Source organism: Rhodococcus sp. MS16 (assembly GCF_013277795.1).
Lineage (GTDB): Bacteria > Actinomycetota > Actinomycetes > Mycobacteriales > Mycobacteriaceae > Rhodococcus_F > Rhodococcus_F globerula.
The window spans coordinates 91,696-112,146 of the sequence record NZ_VBTM01000006.1 but is presented as its reverse complement, the minus strand read 5'-3'; the positions used below and the strand labels follow the sequence as shown (position 1 = coordinate 112,146).

20 protein-coding genes are annotated in these 20,451 nt (G+C 63.0%); 13 read left to right on the top strand and 7 right to left on the bottom strand.

Annotation, left to right across the window (positions count from 1 at the left end; all coding sequences use genetic code 11):
- Position 1: 1 nt before the first annotated feature.
- The 3 genes from cysD to FEZ60_RS18330 are packed head-to-tail and all read right to left on the bottom strand — an operon-like array spanning position 2 to position 3,374.
- Positions 2 to 937, bottom strand: a complete 936-nt coding sequence (cysD, locus tag FEZ60_RS18340) for a sulfate adenylyltransferase subunit CysD (protein WP_033233176.1) — start codon at positions 935 to 937, stop codon at positions 2 to 4.
- Entirely contained in the window at positions 934 to 1,647 is a 714-nt protein-coding gene (locus FEZ60_RS18335; protein WP_045066981.1) for a phosphoadenylyl-sulfate reductase, read from the bottom strand. Before FEZ60_RS18335 ends, cysD begins: the two co-directional genes overlap by 4 nt.
- Positions 1,644 to 3,374, bottom strand: a complete 1,731-nt coding sequence (locus FEZ60_RS18330) for a nitrite/sulfite reductase (RefSeq protein ID WP_033232972.1) — start codon at positions 3,372 to 3,374, stop codon at positions 1,644 to 1,646. Before FEZ60_RS18330 ends, FEZ60_RS18335 begins: the two co-directional genes overlap by 4 nt.
- Before the next feature lie 471 nt (positions 3,375 to 3,845).
- On the opposite strand from FEZ60_RS18330, the gene hemW reads away from it, so the two are divergent.
- Entirely contained in the window at positions 3,846 to 5,048 is a 1,203-nt protein-coding gene (gene hemW / locus FEZ60_RS18325; protein ID WP_033232973.1) for a radical SAM family heme chaperone HemW, read from the top strand.
- 4 nt (positions 5,049 to 5,052) lie between these two features.
- Here the strand turns inward: hemW and FEZ60_RS18320 are convergent, their stop codons facing one another.
- Positions 5,053 to 5,865, bottom strand: coding sequence for a hypothetical protein (locus tag FEZ60_RS18320; RefSeq protein WP_165826307.1), 813 nt, complete (start codon positions 5,863 to 5,865; stop codon positions 5,053 to 5,055).
- A 256-nt stretch (positions 5,866 to 6,121) separates the two neighbouring features.
- Complete coding sequence (locus FEZ60_RS18315; protein ID WP_033233178.1) at positions 6,122 to 6,838, bottom strand: TetR/AcrR family transcriptional regulator; 717 nt, start codon at positions 6,836 to 6,838, stop codon at positions 6,122 to 6,124.
- Positions 6,839 to 6,932: 94 nt separating this feature from the next.
- On the opposite strand from FEZ60_RS18315, the gene FEZ60_RS18310 reads away from it, so the two are divergent.
- From FEZ60_RS18310 to FEZ60_RS18300, 3 genes are read left to right on the top strand one after another with little or no spacing between them, the layout of a single operon-like run.
- On the top strand, positions 6,933 to 7,880 hold the full coding sequence (locus FEZ60_RS18310; protein WP_346343384.1) for an ATP-binding cassette domain-containing protein: 948 nt from the start codon (positions 6,933 to 6,935) through the stop codon (positions 7,878 to 7,880).
- Positions 7,877 to 8,686 carry an ABC transporter permease gene (locus tag FEZ60_RS18305; RefSeq protein ID WP_033232975.1) on the top strand — a complete coding sequence of 270 codons (810 nt, stop codon included), beginning with the start codon at positions 7,877 to 7,879 and terminating at the stop codon, positions 8,684 to 8,686. The genes FEZ60_RS18310 and FEZ60_RS18305 overlap by 4 nt, the downstream gene beginning before the upstream one ends.
- 27 nt (positions 8,687 to 8,713) lie before the next feature.
- On the top strand, positions 8,714 to 9,370 hold the full coding sequence (locus tag FEZ60_RS18300) for a hypothetical protein (RefSeq protein ID WP_172936691.1): 657 nt from the start codon (positions 8,714 to 8,716) through the stop codon (positions 9,368 to 9,370).
- On the opposite strand, the gene FEZ60_RS18295 is transcribed toward FEZ60_RS18300, so the two are convergent.
- Positions 9,367 to 9,690: a type II toxin-antitoxin system VapB family antitoxin gene (locus tag FEZ60_RS18295; RefSeq protein ID WP_033232977.1), complete on the bottom strand. Its 324-nt coding sequence runs from the start codon at positions 9,688 to 9,690 to the stop codon at positions 9,367 to 9,369. The genes FEZ60_RS18300 and FEZ60_RS18295 overlap by 4 nt on opposite strands.
- Positions 9,691 to 9,789: 99 nt before the next feature.
- Between FEZ60_RS18295 and hrcA the strand changes: the two genes are divergently transcribed.
- The 5 genes from hrcA (at position 9,790) to FEZ60_RS18270 (ending at position 14,965) form a co-directional block, all read left to right on the top strand.
- Positions 9,790 to 10,833, top strand: coding sequence for a heat-inducible transcriptional repressor HrcA (hrcA, locus tag FEZ60_RS18290; RefSeq protein WP_033232979.1), 1,044 nt, complete (start codon positions 9,790 to 9,792; stop codon positions 10,831 to 10,833).
- A 79-nt stretch (positions 10,834 to 10,912) separates the two neighbouring features.
- On the top strand, positions 10,913 to 12,064 hold the full coding sequence (gene dnaJ, locus FEZ60_RS18285; protein ID WP_172936690.1) for a molecular chaperone DnaJ: 1,152 nt from the start codon (positions 10,913 to 10,915) through the stop codon (positions 12,062 to 12,064).
- Positions 12,065 to 12,066: 2 nt separating this feature from the next.
- Positions 12,067 to 12,828 (top strand): 16S rRNA (uracil(1498)-N(3))-methyltransferase, encoded by a 762-nt coding sequence (locus tag FEZ60_RS18280; protein ID WP_095885920.1) that lies wholly within the window; start codon positions 12,067 to 12,069, stop codon positions 12,826 to 12,828.
- 119 nt (positions 12,829 to 12,947) lie between these two features.
- Entirely contained in the window at positions 12,948 to 14,186 is a 1,239-nt protein-coding gene (locus FEZ60_RS18275; RefSeq protein ID WP_172936743.1) for an Ig-like domain-containing protein, read from the top strand.
- A 14-nt stretch (positions 14,187 to 14,200) separates the two neighbouring features.
- On the top strand, positions 14,201 to 14,965 hold the full coding sequence (locus tag FEZ60_RS18270) for an alpha/beta hydrolase (protein WP_033232985.1): 765 nt from the start codon (positions 14,201 to 14,203) through the stop codon (positions 14,963 to 14,965).
- On the opposite strand, the gene FEZ60_RS18265 is transcribed toward FEZ60_RS18270, so the two are convergent.
- Positions 14,957 to 16,546 (bottom strand): MFS transporter, encoded by a 1,590-nt coding sequence (locus FEZ60_RS18265; protein ID WP_172936689.1) that lies wholly within the window; start codon positions 16,544 to 16,546, stop codon positions 14,957 to 14,959. The genes FEZ60_RS18270 and FEZ60_RS18265 overlap by 9 nt on opposite strands.
- A gap of 98 nt (positions 16,547 to 16,644) precedes the next feature.
- On the opposite strand from FEZ60_RS18265, the gene FEZ60_RS18260 reads away from it, so the two are divergent.
- From FEZ60_RS18260 to FEZ60_RS18245, 4 genes are all read left to right on the top strand, one after another.
- Positions 16,645 to 17,325, top strand: coding sequence for a TetR family transcriptional regulator (locus FEZ60_RS18260; RefSeq protein WP_172936688.1), 681 nt, complete (start codon positions 16,645 to 16,647; stop codon positions 17,323 to 17,325).
- Positions 17,326 to 17,511: 186 nt separating this feature from the next.
- On the top strand, positions 17,512 to 18,513 hold the full coding sequence (locus FEZ60_RS18255; RefSeq protein WP_230590069.1) for a PhoH family protein: 1,002 nt from the start codon (positions 17,512 to 17,514) through the stop codon (positions 18,511 to 18,513).
- 48 nt (positions 18,514 to 18,561) lie between these two features.
- Positions 18,562 to 19,104 carry an rRNA maturation RNase YbeY gene (ybeY, locus tag FEZ60_RS18250; RefSeq protein WP_033232989.1) on the top strand — a complete coding sequence of 181 codons (543 nt, stop codon included), beginning with the start codon at positions 18,562 to 18,564 and terminating at the stop codon, positions 19,102 to 19,104.
- A 22-nt stretch (positions 19,105 to 19,126) separates the two neighbouring features.
- On the top strand, positions 19,127 to 20,431 hold the full coding sequence (locus tag FEZ60_RS18245) for a hemolysin family protein (protein WP_116102885.1): 1,305 nt from the start codon (positions 19,127 to 19,129) through the stop codon (positions 20,429 to 20,431).
- Positions 20,432 to 20,451 lie beyond the last annotated feature (20 nt).

Sequence of the window (20,451 nt, the reverse complement as noted above, 5' to 3'; positions counted from 1 at the left end):
ATCAGAAATAGCCCTCTCGCTTGCGGTCTTCCATGGCCGCTTCGGAAACTCGGTCGTCGCCGCGGGTCGCGCCGCGCTCGGTCAAACGTGATGCCGCAACCTCGGCCAGGATGGCTTCATTGTCGGCTGCATCGGAGAGAACAGCACCGGTGGTCGAACCGTCGCCGACGGTGCGGTAACGCACCGAAAGGGTCTGCAGCTCTTCGCCTTCGGCCGGTCCGCCCCAGACGCCGGGGGTCATCCACATGCCGTCGCGCTGGTACACCGGACGCTGGTGTGCGTAGTAGATGCTGGCGAGTTCGACGTTGTCGCGGGCGATGTAGCGCCAGATATCGAGCTCGGTGAAGTTGCTGAGCGGGAAGACGCGGACCTGCTCGCCGGGGGAGTGGCGACCGTTGTACAGGTTCCACAGTTCCGGGCGCTGCTTCTTGGGATCCCACTGGCCGAAAGCGTTGCGCAAGGAGAAGATTCGCTCCTTGGCGCGGGCCCGCTCTTCGTCGCGGCGAGCGCCACCGAAGACGGCGTCGAAGCGGTTCTCGGAGATCGCGTCCAGCAACGGAACGGTCTGCAGCGGGTTGCGGATACCGTCGGGACGCTCGGTGAGGCGACCGTCCGCGATGTACTCCTCGACGCTGGCCACGTGCAGGCGCAGGTTGTACTTCGCCACGACGTGGTCACGGAAGTCGAGGACTTCCTGCAGGTTGTGGCCGGTGTCGACGTGCAGCAGCGTGAATGGCAGCGGTGCAGGCCAGAAGGCCTTGATCGCCAGGTGCAGAAGCACCGTGGAGTCCTTGCCGCCCGAGAACAGGATGACCGGGCGTTCGAACTCGCCGGCCACCTCTCGGAAGATGTGGATCGCTTCGGACTCGAGGGCGTCGAGAGTATCGAACTGTGTGCCGTCGAGCTGAGGACGTGAAAGTGTCAAGTCAACTGTCATGATGCGTGCAACCCGCATTCTGTCTTGGAGGCACCGGCCCAACGACCGCTACGCGGATCGCTGCCGGGGGCTGGCTTGCTGGTGCAGGGCGCGCAGCCGATGGATGGATAGCCCTCGTCGACAAGCGGATTGACGAGGATGGAATGGGTGTCGATGTAGTTCTGCATCTCCTCGTCCGACCACGGAGCGATCGGATTGATCTTGACGAGTCCGAAGCCCTCGTCGAAGGAGATCAGCGGAGCGTTGGCGCGAGTAGGAGCTTCGACGCGGCGGATGCCGGTAACCCAGGCGCTGTAGCCGGACAACGTCTGCTTGAGCGGCGCGACCTTGCGAAGTGCGCAGCAACGGTTGGGATCGCGGGCGAAGAGGTCCTTGCCCTCCGCGATGTCCTGCTCACCGACGCTTGCCAATGCGCGAGCGTTGATGACGTTGACGCCGTACACCTGCTCGACAGCGTCACGCGTGCCGATGGTCTCGGGGAAGTGGTAGCCGGTGTCGAGGAAAAGTACGTCGACGCCCGGATGTACCTGTGCGGCAAGGTGAACCAGCACTCCATCCTGCATATTCGATGCAACGATGTACGAGTCGCCGAACGTGTCCTCGGTCCACTGCAACAGTTCCTGCGCGCTGGCTCCGTCGAGTTCTACGGCACCGCGTTCGGCGATCGCCCGAAGCTCGTCGACGGTTGCTCGCGAAATGTCCACTGTCATCGCAAATCTCCTTCGTCTGCTCGCACTGCCCATTCGGCGAACCGCTCACCTTCGTTGCGGTTCTTCGCGAACTGACGTACGACGCGGTCGATGTAGTCACCCATCTCGACGCTGGTGACCTTGTGCTGGCGCAGCTTGCGTCCGAAGGCGCTGTCGAATCCGAGGCTGCCTCCCAGGTGAACCTGGAAACCCTCCACTTGATTCCCGTCACCGTCGTCGACGAGCTGGCCCTTGAAGCCGATGTCCGCGACCTGCGAGCGGGCGCACGAGTTGGGGCAGCCGTTGATGTTGATGGTGATCGGCACGTCGAGCTGGCTGTTGATGTCGGCCAGACGTTCTTCGAGTTCCGGAACGAGAACCTGCGAGCGCTTGCGGGTCTCGGCAAACGAGAGCTTGCAGAACTCGATGCCGGAGCAGGCCATCAGGTTCTTGCGCCAGTGCGACGGACGGGCGGGAAGGCCCAGTGCGTCGAGGTCGGCGATCAGCGGCTCGAGCGTGTTGTCTGCAACGTCGAGGATGATGAGCTTCTGGTACGGGGTGAAGCGGATCCGGTCGCTGCCGGCCTTCTCTGCCGCGTCGGCGACCTGCGCCAGGATATCGCCGGACACTCGGCCGGCGATCGGCGCGAAACCGACTGCATTGAGGCCGTTTCGGGTCTTCTGGATGCCGACGTGATCGATCGGGCGCGTGGGCTTCTCCGGTGCGGGACCGTCGATGAGCGGACGCTTCAGGTACTCGGTCTCGAGAACTTCGCGGAACTTCTCGATGCCCCAGTCCTTGATGAGGAACTTGAGCCTGGCCTTCGCGCGCAGACGACGGTAGCCGTAGTCGCGGAAGATCGAGACAACACCTTCCCAGACGTCGGGAACCTCGTCGAGCGGAATCCAGGCGCCGACGCGTTGCGCGAGCATCGGGTTGGTGGAGAGTCCGCCGCCGACCCAGAGGTCGAGGCCGGGGCCGTGCTCGGGGTGGTTCACGCCGATGAAGGCGATGTCGTTGATCTCGTGAACAACATCCTGCTGACCGGAGATGGCGGTCTTGAACTTGCGCGGCAGGTTGGAGTACTTGGGGTCGCCGATGTAGCGGCGCACGATCTCGTCGATCGCCGGAGTGGGATCGAGGACTTCGTCGAACGATTCGCCGGCCAGGGGAGAACCGAGGACAACGCGGGGGCAGTCACCGCAGGCTTCGGTGGTCTTGAGTCCGACGTCTTCGAGACGCTTCCAGATCTCCGGGACGTTCTCGATCTCGATCCAGTGGAACTGAACGTTCTCACGGTCGGACAGGTCTGCGGTGTTGCGGCCGAACTCCTTCGAGATACCGGCGATGGTGCGCAGTTGCTCGACGTTGAGAGCGCCGGCGTCGCAGCGCACTCGCATCATGAAGTACTTGGCCTCGAGGAGATCGAGGTTCTCGTCGCCGGTGAAGGTGCCGTCGTATCCCTGCTCTCGCTGGGTGTAGAGGCCCCACCACCGCATCCGGCCGCGCAGGTCGCTCTTGTCGATGCTGTCGAAACCCTGCTTCGAGTAGATGTTCTCGATGCGCGCTCGCACGTTGAGCGGGTTGTCGTCCTTCTTGGCCTGCTCGTTGGCGTTGAGCGGCTCGCGGTATCCGAGGGCCCACTGACCTTCGGCGCGCTGCTTCGTGGGGCGAGCAGCGCGAGCGGGCCGTGCCTCGGCGGGCGCTGCCGAATCGGCAGTCGGGGCGGCGTCGGTTGTCGACGTCATCGATGAACTCCTGGATCTTCGGCGGTGTTGATCAGGCACGAGGCACGCAAACGCTGCAGCATTGTGACTCTGTCCGATCGGGGTGCACCGGACCGTGTCGAGTGAGGGGGCTGTCCTCGGGCTCGAAAGGCTTGCGGCCGGCAGATGTGCTCACCAAGCAGGCAGCGGAAACGCTGAAGGCTGGGGAAACAGGTGGAGATGAGCGGGGAAGGCTTGTTGATCAGTTGAAGATCAACAGCAACAGCAGTGCAGACACGTGGAACTGCACACGCGCTTGAAGTCGACGTGGCGACGCGCCACAAGTCGTACTCCTGGTCCGGTCATGCGGACCATTGTGCCACGTCAACTCGATAATTCCGACTCGGGGACCTATTTCCACGAAAAATGGGGGAAATAGCGTGCTCAGGGGACTTGGTGGTCCGGCCAGGTCGGCGAATAGGTCGGCACGCGCGATGCTGGGAGACTGGTGGAGTGAATGTCACCGCTACAACCCCCTTCGTGTTGCCCGCTCGCTCGCTCGAGGGCGTCGGGACGCGGCCGTTCGGGATCTATGTCCACGTCCCGTTCTGTGCGACGCGATGTGGCTACTGCGACTTCAACACGTACACCGCGGGCGAGTTGGGGACCTCGGCGTCGCCGCAGTCCTGGCTTGAAGGGCTCAAACGCGAACTCGACCTCGCGGCGCAGATGACCGGAGCACCGGCGGCCGAGACGGTGTTTGTCGGTGGCGGAACCCCGTCGCTGCTGGGCGGCGACGGTCTGTCCGAGGTGCTCGAGGCAGTACGGAGCAGTTTCGGTCTGGCTCCCGGTGCCGAGGTCACGACGGAATCGAATCCCGAATCGACGTCGCCGGAGTTTTTCGACGCCCTGCGCAGCGCCGGTTTCACGCGAATTTCTCTCGGTATGCAGTCGGCGGCCCAGCATGTGCTCAAGATCCTGGACCGCACGCACACACCGGGCCGGGCAGTAGCGGCCGCAAAAGAGGCGCGCGCGGCAGGGTTTGCGCACGTGAACCTCGACTTGATCTACGGAACGCCGGGGGAGCGGGATATTGATCTCGATGCTTCCTTGGATGCAGTTCTTTCCGCCGACGTCGATCACGTCTCGGCCTATGCGCTGATCGTGGAGGACGGCACTGCGATGGCGCGCAAGGTTCGCCGTGGTGAATTGCCCGCGCCCGACGACGATGTGTTGGCGTCGCGGTACGAACGGATCGACGCGCGGCTGTCCGAGGCTGGATTGTCCTGGTATGAGGTCTCCAATTGGGCGAAGGCGGAAACGGTCGAATCCGGGGATACCCGTTGCCGTCACAACCTCGGTTACTGGGACGGCGGCGACTGGTGGGGTGCCGGTCCCGGCGCGCACAGTCACGTCGGCGGAGTGCGGTGGTGGAACGTCAAGCACCCGGCGCGCTACGCGGAGCAACTCGCACAGGGTGAACTGCCCGTCGGTGGCAGTGAGGAACTGTCCGCCGACGACATTCACATGGAGCGGGTGATGCTGACCGCACGGTTGCGCACCGGCCTGCCATTATCGGAATTAACTGTGTCCGAACATGATTCGGCCGATCAGGTTGTCGCCGACGGTTTGGCGATCGTCGACGACGGCCATCTGATCCTGACCGATCGTGGTCGGCTGCTTGCTGACGCCGTCATCCGCACGGTACTGACCTGAGTAGCTACTTCGGGTAGGTGTTTGTCACCTGAGTGAAGTTGTCATCGCCCCAGGAGATGATGGTGCCGTCGGATTTCAGGGCCGACGAATGGTTGGCGCCGGCACTGACGGCGGTGAAGCCGCTACCCCTGGGCGTATTCGTGACCTGCTTGTCGTTGTCCCAGCCCCACGAGGTGATGGTGCCGTCGAATTTCAGTGCCACGCAATGGTGTGCGCCGGCGGCGACCGCAGTAAAACCGTTGCCCCGAGGAGAGCCGGTGACCACCCGGTGGCTGTCGCCTCCCCAGGAGACGACGGTGCCGTCGGATTTCAATGCCACCGAGTGGTAGTTGCCGGCGGCGATGGCAGTGAAGCCGTTTCCAGTGGGGGTGTTCGTGACCTGGTTGAAGCCGTCGTCTCCCCAGGATGTGATGGTGCCGTCGGCATTGAGCGCCACCGAATGGCTGTCTCCGGCGGCGATGGCGGTAAACCCGCTGCCGGTAGGTGTGTTCGTGACCTGTTTGTAGGTGTCCCAGCCCCAGGATGTGATGGTGCCGTCGGATTTCAGTGCCGCCGAATGGTAGGTGCCGGTGGCGATGGCGGTGAAGCCGCTACCGGTGGGGGTGTTCGTGACCAGCTTGGAGCCGTCGTTTCCCCAAGATGTGATGGTGCCGTCGGATTTCAGCGCCAGCGAATGGCTGCCGCCTTCGGCGTAGGCGGTGAAGCCACTACCTCGAGGGGTCTTTGCGGCGAGGGCGGAGCCGTCCCATCCCCAGGAGGCCACGTTTCCGAGTGGTTCGACCGGCATGTCATCTGGTCCGGCCGCAGCGATTGTCACAGCAGCAAGAGTGAGCACACCTCCAGTCAATACGACGGCGAGACCCTGTAAACGACTGACAGGGCGTAATCGGCGCCGGTGAACCATGGCTGTGCCTCTCTGCGGCAAAATCCCGCACAGGGGCGGTGTGGCACCGTCGGTAACCACTGAGCAAAGATAACGGACAGTTGGGTCAAAAGCACGCATTATTTAGGGCCATTTTTGGCCACTATGTGCGTGTGGACGAAACTGGCCACTGCGATGTGGTGGTGGGGGCTCAATTATTCGGGGCGATGCCGAACAGTAGTGCGTCGATTCCGGTTTCGAATGCCGTGTTGTTGTCTATCGATTCTGTTGTGGGTGCTGATTCTGTTGTGGGTGTGCTGATATCGGTGCTCGCATACAGTGCCGCCAGGTGCGGATAGTCGCCGTGGGCGAGTAGTGCGCCGATGTGTTCGGCCCCGCTGTTGGCAGAGGAGCGGGCGGACATTCCCGCAGATTCTTGCGCTGCGAAGCTGGTAACCCAGCCTGTGAGTAGTGCGATTCCGGTCATCGTCGCTGGTGCGCTCAGGCCGGTCGGTGACAGCGCGCCGACCATCTGGTCGAGGTAGCGCATCGACTGCGGGCCGAGGCCGGTCGGCTGGATCTGACTGAGCCAAGGGTGTCGGCGGTGAATCGCCCGCGACTGCACGGCGATGGCGAGGACGTCGGTGCGCACGTCTCCGGTCAGTGGCGGGTAGTCGTATTCGGCCCCGACGGAGTCGGCCATGAGTGCCATCAGGTCGTCCTTGCCGTTGACGTACCGGTACAACGACGCGGCGGCCGTGCCCAGTTCTTGTGCGACACCGCGCATCGACACTGCGCGGAGCCCCTGGTCGTCGGCGATTCGGACGCAGGTGTCGGCAAGTTGTTCCAGCGTGTAAGCCGGGCGGGGTCCTCGTTTGGTGTCCTCGCCTCGCAGCCACAGCGAGGCCGGTGGTCCGGCGTTGGTCATAGCACCAAGCATGCCCCACTTCGGTAGTTGCGAACACTGTTCGCAGTTGTCTATTCTCTAATTGCGAACAGTGTTCCCAATTGAGGAGGTAGACGTGCCGGCTATCGAAGTGGAATCAGTCACCAGGTGTTACGGAAAGCGCACGGTGGTCGACGGTGTGAATCTGAGCGTCCCCGCGGGGACTGTTCATGCGTTGCTCGGACCGAACGGTTCCGGTAAGACGACGATCGTGCGGATGCTTGCCACGCTGTTGCGGCCCAGTGCGGGCAGCGCTCGTGTTCTCGGTTTCGACACAGTCCTGGCCGCCGCGCAGGTGAAGAAGAACATCGGACTGGTCGGACAATTTCATGCCGTGGATCCTCGTCTGACCGGCGCCGAGAATCTCGCTATGTTTGCTCGGCTCAATGGATATGCGGCTAAGGCTGCGCGTCTGCATGTGGGGGAACTACTAGAAAGATTTGAACTCCTCGATGCTGCCGACCGGCAGGTGCAGACGTATTCCGGCGGCATGCGAAGGCGACTCGACATCGTCGCGGGAATGGTGGTGCGCCCGGCCGTTCTGTTCCTCGACGAACCGACGACGGGTCTCGATCCGCGAAGCCGACACGAAATCTACGAATACGTACGAAGTTTCGTGAACGACGGCACGACCGTCGTACTGACCACCCAATACCTCGACGAGGCCGACAAGCTGGCGGACAGCGTCACCATCATCGACGCCGGAAAAGTAGTTGCTGCCGGAACCCCGGACGAGATCGTCGAGGCTGTGGGAACAGGTCTCGACGTGGTGATCGCCGACGAGCACCGATGTGTTGAGGTCACCGAGATTGTCGGGCGATTCGGCGGCCGGCCAGGTGCTTCTCACGATTCGGCGACGGAACTGTCCTTTGCCTTCGACGGGCAGTCGATCGCGCTGCTGCCGATACTGCGGGCGCTCGACGACGCCGGAATTGCCGTGCAGGACATCGGGCGTCGCCGGGCAACACTCGACGACGCCTTCCTGGCCCTCACCGGCCACACCAGCGAGAGGATTTCCGCATGACCACGCCCACCCGAAGTGCCGTCTCGGCGTTTACCGGCACCCGAATTCTGTTCATGCGGATCGTTGCGGTGTATCGCCACGCGCCCGCACTGGTTGCAGTAACTCTTGCTGCGCCCCTTGGCATGATGCTGCTGTTCGGTTTCGTTTTCGGTGGTGCACTGTCCGGTGGCGCCGACGGGGTCGCGTATCGGTCGTATCTCACTCCGGGTGTACTTGTCCTTGTTGCGTCGATGGGCTTGGTGGTCACCGCTTCGACAGTGAATGCCGATCTGCACAGCGGCCTGACCGACAGGCTTCGCGCATTGCCCATCCATCCTGTTGCTATGCCTGCGGGTCTGGCACTGGCGGAAACCGTCACCGGCGCAGTGGCTTTGGCCGCTATGGCGGGAGTCGGGTATCTGTCGGGATGGCGGATCGACGCGTCGGCCACAGACGTGGCGCTTGCGCTAGTGCTGCTCGTCGCATTCCGGTGGGCACTCGCGTGGCTCGGGATCGTGCTCGGCAGTGCCATCCGGGACGAGCAGTTGCTCCAACAGCTCGCCCCGCTGATCTTCGGGACGATCATGCTCTCGAACGTCTTTGTCCCCACCGAGACCATGCCGAGTGTTGTTGCAACGGTGGCCGAGTGGAATCCCGTCAGTGCGGTGGTCGCGGCGCTGCGTGAGCTGTTCGGTTCGGGTACCAGTGTTGCGCCCGATGCATCGTGGCCCATGCAGCATCCCGTTGCCGCGGCGTTCGGGTGGACTGCGGTGCTGCTAGCGGTCGCGATCCCGATTGCAGTGCGGCGCTACTCGTCATCGCAGTAACCGCGCTGTCGCAGTAACCTCACCTGCGTGGCCCTCATACACAGTGCGCAATTGAATCCGTCGAAGATCGAACTGCTCAGTGCTTGGGTGCCTGGGCAACCGTGGGTCGGATCCGCCGATACCTCGAGCCTCGAGCACATCGACGCGTACCGCTTCGATGATCCGGACGGCGAGGTCGGCATCGAGACGCATCTGCTCCGCACTGCGGACGGAGCGGTTCTCCAGATCCCGCTCACGTATCGAGGTGCTCCACTAGTCGGGGCGGAAGCCTTCCTGGTCTCCACCATGGACCATTCCGTCCTGGGGCAGCGCTGGGTGTACGACGCGTGCTGCGATCCGGTGTACGTCCGCGCACTGGCAACGACCATCGTCACCGGAGGAACCGAAGCGGCGCTGGAGTTCGCTGACCCCGGCAATGCCCGTGAGGTCACAACACATGTGTTGGGTAGCGGGTCCGGAGACGTTCCGTCGATCGGGGCGGTGAACTGCTCCACCGTGGGTTCGGCAACAACGATGGGTTCGGCAACAACGATGGGTTCGGCAACAACGATCACATCCGGGACGCTGGAACTGACGGTGTACAGAGTGGTCGACGTCGAAGCAGAGTTCCGCGGACCTACCCTTACCGGTACCTGGCCCGGCCAGGCTGATCCCGTCCTCCTTGCGTCGCTGCAGATCGGTTAGTGCGAACCTTCGATAATTCCGGGCATCGCGTCGTAGTCGAAGACTCGCGCATGGAGAACGACGCGATTCCGCAGTGCTGAACGCACCGCCCGGTGCAGGCCGTCTTCGAGGTACAAGGTGCCCTTCCACTGGACGGCGTGTGGGAAGAGATCGCCGTAGAACGTGGAGTCCTCCGACAGAAGGCGGTCAAGCTCGAGGACCTTGGTGGTGGTCACGATCTCGTCGAGCCGGACCTGACGCGGCGGAAATTTGGACCAGTCACGAAGGGACAGTCCGTGGTCGGGATACGGCTTGCCGTCCATCACGCCCTTGAAAATCATGACTCCACAGTAAGGCCACCACCCGAGACTGGCGCTCGGGCGATTAGACTGCCAGTTGAGATCAGTGCACACAGCGCGCGGGAAACGGAGGTCGCAACGATGTCGAGTACCGACGACAGGCGATTCGAGGTTCTGCGCGCAATTGTCGCGGACTACGTTTCCACGCAGGATCCGGTCGGATCGAAGGCTCTGGTCGAGCGTCACAACCTTGGTGTGTCGAGTGCCACCGTGCGCAACGACATGGCGTTTCTCGAAGCCGAGGGCTACATCGCCCAACCCCACACGAGTTCTGGGCGCGTGCCGACAGACAAGGGATACCGTGAGTTCGTCGACCGCATAGCCGACGTCAAACCGCTGTCCGGGCCCGAGCGCCGCGCCATTCTGGAATTTCTGGAATCCGGCGTCGACCTCGACGACGTGCTGCGACGCGGTGTGCGTCTGCTGGCTCAATTGACCCGGCAGGTAGCCGTAGTTCAGTACCCGACACTCTCGGCGTCGTCGGTCCGTCATCTCGAAGTGGTGGCGTTGACCCCGGCGAGGTTGCTTCTCGTTCTCATCACCGACTCCGGGCGCGTCGATCAGCGCATCGTCGAGTTGGGTGACGTTCTGGTGGACGAGGATCTGTCCAGGTTGCGTGCACTGCTGGGCGGCGCGCTGGAAGGCAAGCGTCTGGCAGCAGCCTCCATCGCCGTCTCCGAACTGGCCGACGAGGCTCCCGACGATCTGCGCGACGCCGTTGTCCGGTCCGCGACGATCCTGGTCGAGACGCTGGTCGAGCATCCCGAGGAGCGTCTTGTCCTCGGCGGAACGGCCAACCTGACGCGCAACGCCTCCGACTTCTCCGGCCTGGCCGGATTCCCGGGTTCGTTGCGGGCGGTTCTCGAAGCGCTCGAAGAGCAGGTGGTGGTGCTGAAGCTGCTGGCATCGACCCAGAACGCCGGGATGGTCACCGTCCGGATCGGTGAAGAAACTCAGGTCGAGCAAATGCGCGGGACCTCCGTGATTTCGACGGGCTACGGTGCGGCCGGTACCGTTTTCGGTGGTGTCGGTGTGCTCGGTCCCACTCGGATGGACTATCCGGGAACAATTGCATCGGTTGCCGCCGTTGCCAGATACATCGGCGAAGTCCTCTCCGAACGATGACGTGCGTCGCCGCAGGCCGACGTTCCTCTTCGTGAGGTACGAGGAAAACTAGAAGTAAGAGAAGGACGAGAGAAAAAACGTGGCACGGGATTACTACGGATTGCTCGGCGTCGACAAGAACGCGACCGATCAGGAACTCAAGCGCGCATACCGCAAGCTGGCTCGCGAACTGCACCCTGACGTCAACCCGGACGAGGCAGCGCAGGCCCAGTTCAAGGAGATCTCGACGGCGTACGAGGTTCTCACCGATCCGGAGAAGCGTCGCATCGTGGACCTCGGCGGCGATCCCCTCGAATCCGGTGGGGGCGGCGGTGGCGGCTTCGGCGGTGGATTCGGTGGCGGCGGCCTCGGTGACGTCTTCGAAGCGTTCTTCGGTGGCGGCGGTGGCGCAGGCCGTGGACCTCGCGGACGCGTGCAACCCGGTGCTGATTCCCTGCTGCGCACCAAACTGACTCTCGAAGAATGTGCGACGGGCGTCAGTAAGCACGTCACCGTCGAGACCGCGATTCTGTGTGACAGCTGTGCGGGCGCCGGCACGAACGGTGATTCCAAGCCTGTCCGTTGCGAGACGTGTAACGGTGCCGGTGAAGTGCAGTCTGTCCAGCGTTCGTTCCTCGGCCAGGTCATGACGTCGCGTCCGTGCCCCACGTGCCGCGGCGCCGGCGAGACCATTCCCGATCCGTGCCACAAGTGTGGTGGCGACGGCCGCGTGCGTGCGAAGCGCGACATCACCGTGAAGGTTCCGGCGGGTGTTGCAGGCGGCATGCGTATCCGTTTGACCGCGCAGGGTGAGGTCGGCCCCGGCGGTGGACATCCCGGCGACCTGTACGTCGAGATCGTCGAGCAGCAGCATGAGGTCTTCGTCCGCGACGGCGAAGATCTGCACTGCACCATTCGTGTCCCCATGGTCGATGCGGCGCTGGGTACGACGGTCACCGTTGACACCATCATCGACGGCCCCAAGGAAATCGTCATCGAGCCGGGAACTCAGCCCGGTCACGTCGCCGTTGTTCGCGGACACGGTATGCCGAAGTTGCGGTCCGGTACGCGCGGCGATCTCCACGCTCACCTCGAAGTGGTCATCCCGAGCCGCCTCGACAACAAGCAGTCCAAGTTGCTCAAGGAATTCAAGTTGCTCCGCGATCGTGACGAGGCCGAAGTTGTCTCCACCGGGTCGCAGAACAGTGGCGGGTTGTTCTCGCGTCTTCGCGAAGCATTCAGCGGCCGCTGACAGTGGCTGCGACGGTCTTTTTCCTCGACCCCGTTCCGGGCGTCGGTGAGACTGCGGTTCTGGACGGTCCGGAGGGTCGCCATGCGGCGACCGTCCGCCGGATCGGTGTCGGTGAGCGCCTTGTACTGGCTGACGGCCGTGGCCGCGTCGCCGACGCCGAGGTGACCGCAGCCGGGAAAGACCGCTTGGAACTTCTGGTCAGTGACGTACAGGTACTCGAGCAACCGAAGCCGCTGGTGACACTCGTTCAGGCATTGCCGAAGGCGGAGCGTTCCGAGTTGGCTGTCGAGTTGGCCACCGAGGCCGGTGTCGACGCCGTCATTCCGTGGCAGTCACTGCGGTGCGTCGCCAAATGGGAAGGCGCGAAGCTCACCAAAGGCGTCGCTCGTTGGCGTAGTGCCGCGGTGTCGGCGGCCAAGCAGTCGCGCCGGGCATTTGTTCCGGAGATCGCTGAGCTGCACAAGACCGCGGCTGTGGTTGCGGTGGTTCGCGAAGCCGTTGCGCGCGGCGCCGTGGTAGCTGTTCTGCACGAGTCGGCCACCACTGCGCTGGCGGCACTTCCCCTGGCAAGTGCGGAAGAAGTATTTCTGGTTGTCGGACCTGAAGGTGGGCTCGACGACTCGGAAATCGCTGCACTCTCGGAGGCGGGCGCAACCCCCGTGCTACTCGGCCCCACTGTGCTGCGAACCTCGACGGCCGGCGCAGTTGCATTGGGGGCCATCGGTGTTCTGACCGATCGCTGGGGACCACGACCGCTGCACTGATCGGTATGTGATCTGAAGCCAATTGAGACCTTGCGCTCAGCGAAGTGTCAGCCATGACCACTATCGTTGAATTGCCCGGCGGCGTTCCGCGGGTTCGTTCGGAAATCTCAGGAGGAATGATGCGCTCACGTGCGCACAAGCGAGTTGCAGGCGCGGTGGCTGCCGTCGCGGCAATGATGCTGGCTGCGGGGTGCACCGTATCCACTGACGACAAGGCCGATCCGGCTGCGAGTGCTGTTGCCACCACGGCAACCAGCGTCGCTGTCATCTCGGTGTCGCCTGCAGAAGGCGGCACTCCGATCAACCCGCTCGACCCCATCACCGTCGAGGTCGCCAAAGGCACGTTGACGAGTGTCACCCTCACGAACTCTGAGGGTAAGGACGTCGCCGGAATCATCACGCCGGACAAGACCGCGTGGAAGCCGAGTGAGCCACTCGGCTACGGCAAGTCCTACGACCTGGTTGTCGACGCAGTCGACTCGAATGGTGTTGCCACAACCAAGAATACGACGCTCACGACGGTCGCCCCGAGCAATCAAACGCGCGCATACATCAACACGACCGGCGGCGCGTCGATCTCCGAGGGCGGCACTTACGGCGTCGGCACCGTCGTTGCGGTTCACTTCGACGAATCGATCGGAGACAAGGCCGCTGCCGAGAAGTCGCTACTGGTGACGACCAATCCGCCGGTCACCGGATCCTGGTACTGGGTGGACAGTCAGAACGTGCACTGGCGCCCGCAGGAGTACTACACGCCGGGAACCACGGTGTCGGTGAGCGCAAACATCTACGGCAAAGAGTTAGGCAAGGGTCTGTACGGCGAGCAGGACGACACCGTCGCCTTCACGATCGGTGACTCCCACATCTCCATTGCCGACGACAACACCAAGATGGTGACCGTGTACGAAAACGGTCAGGTGATCAAGGAAATGCCGACGTCCATGGGCATGGGTGGAACCGAAACCATCGGCGACACCACACTGTCCTTCTGGACACAACCAGGCACGTACACCGTCATGGACAAGGCAAACCCGGTCATCATGGACTCGTCCACGTACGGTCTGCCCATCAACTCGCGGCTCGGGTACAAGGAGACCATCAACTGGGCGACGCGCATCAGCACCGACGGTATCTATCTGCACGAGTTGGAAAGCACCGTCTGGGCTCAGGGCAACACCGACACGTCACACGGTTGCCTCAATCTCAGTGCGGCCAATGCCAAATGGTTCTTCGACTTCGCACAGCCCGGTGACGTTGTCGAGATCAAGAACACCGGTGGCGCTCCGCTCGAGGTGTGGCAGAACGGCGACTGGACCCTGTCCTGGGACCAGTGGGCCGCGGGCAGCGCCCTCGCCTGAGCTAGGTTTTCCTGGTGTCTCGGATCAAGATCTCCTACGGTTCCCACGGTCAGCAGTTCGGTCATCTGTACGTTCCCGACACCGTTGACGGCCCAGTTCCTGTGGTCATGCAAATCCACGGCGGATTCTGGAGCGGGCAGTACGGGCTGAACCTCGGCACCGCGTTTGCCGTCGAACTCGCGCGAGCTGGTGTGGCGGTCTGGAACATCGAGTACCGGCGCCTCGGGGCCGGCGGCGGCTGGCCGGAGATGTCCACAGACGTGAAAACCGCGTACGACGCGATTCCCGGGATTGTGGCCGAAGCTACCGAGATCGAATTCGACCTGACGAAGGTTCGCCTTGTCGGGCACTCCGCCGGTGGGCACCTCGCAGTCTGGTTGGCGGGGGAGAAGGACGTGTTCACGCGCCCGGAGCGCGTTGTCGCGCAGGCCGCAGCACTGGATCTTGCGTCGGCGGCCGAGCGTGGTCGACGGATCAGCTACATCGAGGATCTTTTCGGCATCCCCTTCGAATCGGATCCGGATCTGTATCGGAGTGCGTCGCCGCAACATCGGTTACCGATCGGCGTTCCCGTCGTATGTGTGACGGGCAGCGATGATCTGCAAGTCCCAGCCAAGGTCAGTGCGCGGTACGTGAAAGCGGCGCAGGCAGCCGGTGATCCCGTGGCATTGCGTGTGGTCGAGGGCGAGGGGCACGATGCGTTTCTCTCGCCCGGGGCCGAGTCGTGGAGGGTCTCCCGTGAACTGGTTCTAGAAGACCCACCGGCTACGTCACACTGATACCAGAGCCTTTTTGCCCGGCAGGATGAACGCGACGACGATCGCGCCGACGAGCAGTGCGAGGCCGCCCGCCCAACTGGCGGCCGAGATCGCGTCGGCATACGCGGCACCGGCTGCGTCGAGTAGCGGCTGCGCTCGAGCCGCGGCCAATGGATTGTGGGCCATCTCTTCGGCGACCAGGGAAGCGCCGCCGACGGATTCTCCGGATACTTCAAGTGCGTATGCGGCTTGCTCGGCCAGTTCGCCGGTCAGTTGCGGGACCTGCATTCCGCTGATGAATCCTGCAATCGAATCTTTGTAGCTTGCAGCCAGAATCGAGCCGAGGATGGCAATTCCGAGTGATCCGCCGAGTTCGATGGCAGTGTCGTTGAGACCGCCGGCACCGCCAAGATCGTCCTCGGAGAAGTTGTCCATGATGGCGTCGGTGGCCGGTGGTTCACTGAGGCCGATGCCGAGACCGAGCAGGATCAGCGGGACCGCGAACATCCAGTAGCCGGAGTCACCGTCCACCTGCGTGAGGATGACGACGCCGATCGCAGCGATGAGCATGCCACCGACGATGGATGCGCGTACACCGATCAGCGGGGTGATCCGGCCGCTGACCACGGCACCGATCGACACGGCAATTGCCAAGGGCAACAGACGGACACCGGTCTCGAGTGCTCCGTATCCGAGAATGAACTGGAATTGCTGCGAGATGTAGTAGATAGCGCCGAATGCGGCCAGGAACAGAAGCAGTACGGCAAGTGTTGCGCCGCCGACCACACGCTGACCGAGTTTACGGACGTCGAGTAGCGGTTGGGGATGCCGCAGTTCCCAGACGATAAACGTCGCGAGGCCGAGTGCGGCGAGCACCGCTGCGCTGATAGGCCCGGCGGTCCACCCGAAGTGAAAACCGTTGATGATCGAGTAGACAAGTGCGCCGATGGTGACGACCGACAGCGCGCCGCCGATCCAGTCGATGCGACCGAGGTGCTCGGCCTTGCTCGGCGGCACCAGGAATACGGCGGCCAGGGCCGCAATTGCTGCGATCGGGACGTTGATCAGGAATGTGGCACTCCAGGAATGGCTTTCGAGAATCCACCCGGCCAGCAGAGGGCCGAGCGCGATGGCAAGACCCGAGGTGGCTGCCCACGCTGCGATAGCGCGTGAGCGTTCGGATTTCGGGAAGGTCGCGACCAGGAGTGACAGCGTCGCGGGCATGATGATCGCGGCACCGACGCCCATGATCATGCGGGCCGCGATGACGGCGGTGGTGGTGTCGGCAATGCTGCCGAAGACTGCGCCGCCGGCGAACACCGCGAGTCCGGCGAGGAGTGCACCGCGACGACTGTACTTGTCGCCGATCACGCCGAACAGCAGCATCAACGCGGCGTAGGGGACCGTGTAGCCGTCGATGACCCATTGAAGTTGTGTGCTGGTGAGTCCGAGGTCGCGGGTCATGTCCGGCGCCGCGACGATCAGTGCCGTGTTGGCCATGACCACGATCAGCAAGCTCAGACACAGCACCCCGAGCGCGGCCCATCGCCGTGGATACGGCTGGTCCATTTCTGTGACCGGTTTGCTCACGAGTGTTGTCATGGCGCGACTCCGTTTCTGATCTATTTGCACAGTGCTGTGTAAGTTAATAACTTGCACACCATTGTGCAACTATCATTGATGTAGATCACACGAGGAAGGTGGACAACGCGTTGACGGAATCGGGAACTGCTGTGCCGGCAACGCGGCAGCGACGCAGTCAGGCGCGGGCGAACCGCAGTCGCATCATCGAAGCGGCGATCACAGCATTTGCAGTCGATCCCGACGCCAGCATGGACGACGTCGCAAAAGCCGCCGGCGTCGTGCGGCGGACCGTGTACGCACACTTCGAGAGCCGTGACGCCCTGATCAACGGAATCGTGGACGAGGCGTCCGCTGATCTGGTGGCGGCATTGAGTCGCGCGGGGGAGCCGCCAGAGAACCCGGAACTTGCGACCGCCGTGCTGGCGTTGTTGGCCTGGCCGGTGGGAGATCGGTTCCGGGTGCTGCTCAGTTTCGCCCGAAAGGAATTGGGTGAGCAGCGCATCCTCGACCTGATGGAACCCGCTCGCGCCTTGAGTATCAGGGTTGTCGAGCAAGGCCAGCGAGAAGGTATCTTCTCGACCTATCTGCCGGCCGAAACCTTGGTTGCGATGACCGAATCGGTGACCATCACGCTGTTCGACCAGGCAAACAGTGGGGTGATCACGGACTCGGGAGAGTCCTTCGCGATCGTGTGTCTCGTCCTGGTCGGGATCAGCCCGGAACGCAGCGCGGAGATAGTCGCGGACGCCTGGAAATGGATCCGAAAGTCAGTGCCGCCCGTTGCGCCCGGGGATTAACAAGTGGGCGGTGTCGGACTCGGGCGCTAGACTTCGAAGTATCGGAGCCCTCGGGTCGAGCGGGCTCTTTCGGACCAGGAAGCAGGCCATATTCTCCACGTGAGTGAACACAGTGAGTTCGGCGGCAACCGTACATCCACCGTTACCGAGCGCGCTCTGCCCACAGAGCGCACCGTCCGATCGAGTATGGACCTGGCGCCGGAGACCGTGCGTCAACTCCTGGGATCGACGGACGAAAATCTCACCGCGATCGAACGTGAGCTTTCTGCCGATATTCACGTTCGTGGCGGCACCATCACACTGTCCGGAACACCGGCCGACGTTGCTCTCGCGGAGCGGGTATTCGCCGAGCTGGCCGTGATGGCCAGGCGCGGGCAGCCCATCGCACCCGACGCCGTCCGCAGAACCATCGGCATGCTCACCAACGAGGTCGGGGAGTCCCCGGCCGAGGTGCTCTCGCTCGACATTTTGTCGCGGCGCGGCAAGACAATTCGTCCCAAGACGCTCAACCAGAAGCGCTACGTCGACGCGATCGACGAGAACACCATCGTCTTCGGCATCGGGCCGGCAGGCACCGGTAAGACGTACCTTGCGATGGCCAAGGCTGTGCAGGCCTTGCAGTCCAAGTCGGTCTCACGCATCATCCTGACCCGTCCGGCCGTCGAGGCGGGCGAGCGGTTGGGATTCCTGCCTGGCACGTTGCACGAGAAAATCGATCCGTACCTGCGCCCCTTGCACGACGCCTTGCACGACATGATGGATCCCGAAGCCATTCCGAAGTTGATGGCAGCCGGGGTCATCGAAGTAGCGCCACTGGCGTACATGCGTGGTCGCACCCTGAATGACGCGTTCATCATCCTGGACGAGGCGCAGAACACCACGGCCGAACAGATGAAGATGTTCCTCACCAGGCTCGGATTCGGATCCAAGATCGTTGTCACCGGAGACGTCACGCAGGTCGACCTGCCTGGTGGTGCTCGATCGGGCCTACGGGCGGCATCCGAAATCCTTACGGGCATCAACGATATCCACTTCGCGAAGCTCGACAGCAGCGACGTTGTTCGCCATCGATTGGTCTCCGACATCGTCGACGCCTATGAACGCCACGAAACGGATCGCGACGGGGAGCCGAGGCTCGGCAACCGAGCACAACGCCGCGCTGCGCATGCTCATTCACCTCGACGGTAGGCTGAGCGACGCAGCAACCCCTACTTTTCCCAGGAAAGAGCGTCGCACATGAGCATCGAGGTCTCGAACGAATCGGGCATGGACATCTCCGAACCGGAGTTGATCAGTGTCGCCCGTTTCGTGATCGCACGGATGGATGTCCATCCGGCGGCCGAGCTGTCGATGGTTCTCGTCGACTCCGCGACGATGGCAGATCTGCACGTCCGGTGGATGGATCTTCCGGGTCCGACCGACGTCATGTCCTTCCCGATGGACGAACTGGAGCCAGGCGGACGCCCCGACTCCCCGGAACCCGGACCGTCGATGCTCGGCGACATCGTCCTGTGCCCGTCGTTTGCGGCCGATCAGGCAGACAAGGCCGGGCATTCACTGGCCCACGAGCTTGCGTTGCTGACGGTCCACGGGGTGCTGCACCTCCTCGGCTACGACCACGCGGAGCCGGAAGAGGAGAAGGAGATGTTCGGACTGCAGAACAGTCTCCTCGAAGAGTGGTACGAGGATTTGCGTCGGATCGAACGCGAGGCCGCGCTGGCGGAGCGAGATCAGAAACTGCTCGGCAAGACCGGGTTCGTCGACGGCGCAGACCGATAATCGAACAGCCGGGGGATCTGTAGTGAGTAGCGCAATCGCGCTGTTGGTACTAGCCGTTGCTCTGGTCCCGGTCGGTGGACTCTTCGCCGCCGTGGATTCGGCGCTCAACACAATATCGTCGGCACGCATCGACGAGATGGCAAAAGAGGAGCGAGCAGGCGCTGAGCGCGTGCAACGCATTCTGACCGATCGTCCGCGATACGTGAATCTCATGGTGTTGCTTCGCATTTTGTGCGAGATCACCGCAACAGTCGTGTTGGCAGGCGCACTCATCGATGTGATGTCGATGGGCTGGGCTCTGACGACCACGGCGGCTGTCATGGTGCTGGTCTCGTACGTGGTGATCGGTGTCGGGCCGAGGACGCTTGGTCGTCAACATGCGTACTCGATTGCTCTGACGGCGTCGTTGCCGCTGTTGTGGATCGGTGTTCTTCTCGGCCCGATCAGCCGCATTCTCATTCTTCTGGGTAATGCGCTGACGCCGGGTAAAGGTTTCCGGAACGGGCCGTTCGCGTCGGAAATCGAACTGCGTGAACTGGTCGACATGGCACAGGCTCGCGGCGTCGTGGACGACGAAGAGCGTCGCATGATCCAGTCCGTGTTCGATCTCGGCGACACGTCCGCCCGCGAGGTCATGGTGCCGCGCACCGACATGGTGTGGATCGAGAACGACAAGAGCGCCGGACAGGCAACGTCGTTGGCAGTGCGCAGCGGACACTCGCGCCTACCGGTGATCGGTGAGAACGTCGACGACGTTCTTGGTGTCGTGTACCTGAAAGACCTGGTGAAACAGACCTATCACCTGCCCGACGGCGGCCGCAGTGTCAATGTCTGTGAGGTGATGCGTCCGGCGGTATTCGTTCCGGATTCCAAGCCACTCGACAGCCTGCTCGCCGAAATGCAGCGCGACCGCAACCACATGGCGATCCTCGTCGACGAGTACGGCGGAATTGCCGGCCTCGCGACCATCGAGGACGTGATCGAGGAAATCGTCGGCGAGATCGCGGACGAGTACGACGAAGACGAGACACCACCCGTCGAAGATCTTGGTGACGGGATGTTCCGCGTCTCGGCGCGCCTGCCCATCGAGGACCTCGGCGAACTGTTCGATCTGGAACTCGAGAACGACGAAGTCGAGACCGTCGGCGGTTTGATCGGTTACGTGCTCGGCCGGGTGCCGCTACCCGGATCCGAGGTGGAGTACGACGGTTTGATCCTGCGCGGTGAGGGAACGAACACCGGCCGTGGACGTGTGCGCATCAGCACGGTTTTTGTGCAGCGTGCGCCTCGCTCGGAAGACGATGCGGCAGAAGACAACGATGACTGAGCGAGACGTTCTACGAGGAG

What these genes read in the sequence shown, in the direction of transcription:
- FEZ60_RS18275 (WP_172936743.1), top strand. Translation starts at nt 12,948, where the DNA reads ATGCGCTCACGTGCGCACAAGCGAGTTGCAGGCGCGGTGGCTGCCGTC.
- FEZ60_RS18265 (WP_172936689.1), bottom strand. Translation starts at nt 16,546, where the DNA reads ATGACAACACTCGTGAGCAAACCGGTCACAGAAATGGACCAGCCGTAT.
- FEZ60_RS18335 (WP_045066981.1), bottom strand. Translation starts at nt 1,647, where the DNA reads ATGACAGTGGACATTTCGCGAGCAACCGTCGACGAGCTTCGGGCGATC.
- ybeY (WP_033232989.1), top strand. Translation starts at nt 18,562, where the DNA reads ATGAGCATCGAGGTCTCGAACGAATCGGGCATGGACATCTCCGAACCG.
- FEZ60_RS18295 (WP_033232977.1), bottom strand. Translation starts at nt 9,690, where the DNA reads ATGATTTTCAAGGGCGTGATGGACGGCAAGCCGTATCCCGACCACGGA.
- cysD (WP_033233176.1), bottom strand. Translation starts at nt 937, where the DNA reads ATGACAGTTGACTTGACACTTTCACGTCCTCAGCTCGACGGCACACAG.
- FEZ60_RS18315 (WP_033233178.1), bottom strand. Translation starts at nt 6,838, where the DNA reads ATGACCAACGCCGGACCACCGGCCTCGCTGTGGCTGCGAGGCGAGGAC.
- FEZ60_RS18255 (WP_230590069.1), top strand. Translation starts at nt 17,512, where the DNA reads ATGGACCTGGCGCCGGAGACCGTGCGTCAACTCCTGGGATCGACGGAC.
- FEZ60_RS18330 (WP_033232972.1), bottom strand. Translation starts at nt 3,374, where the DNA reads ATGACGTCGACAACCGACGCCGCCCCGACTGCCGATTCGGCAGCGCCC.
- hrcA (WP_033232979.1), top strand. Translation starts at nt 9,790, where the DNA reads ATGTCGAGTACCGACGACAGGCGATTCGAGGTTCTGCGCGCAATTGTC.
- FEZ60_RS18305 (WP_033232975.1), top strand. Translation starts at nt 7,877, where the DNA reads ATGACCACGCCCACCCGAAGTGCCGTCTCGGCGTTTACCGGCACCCGA.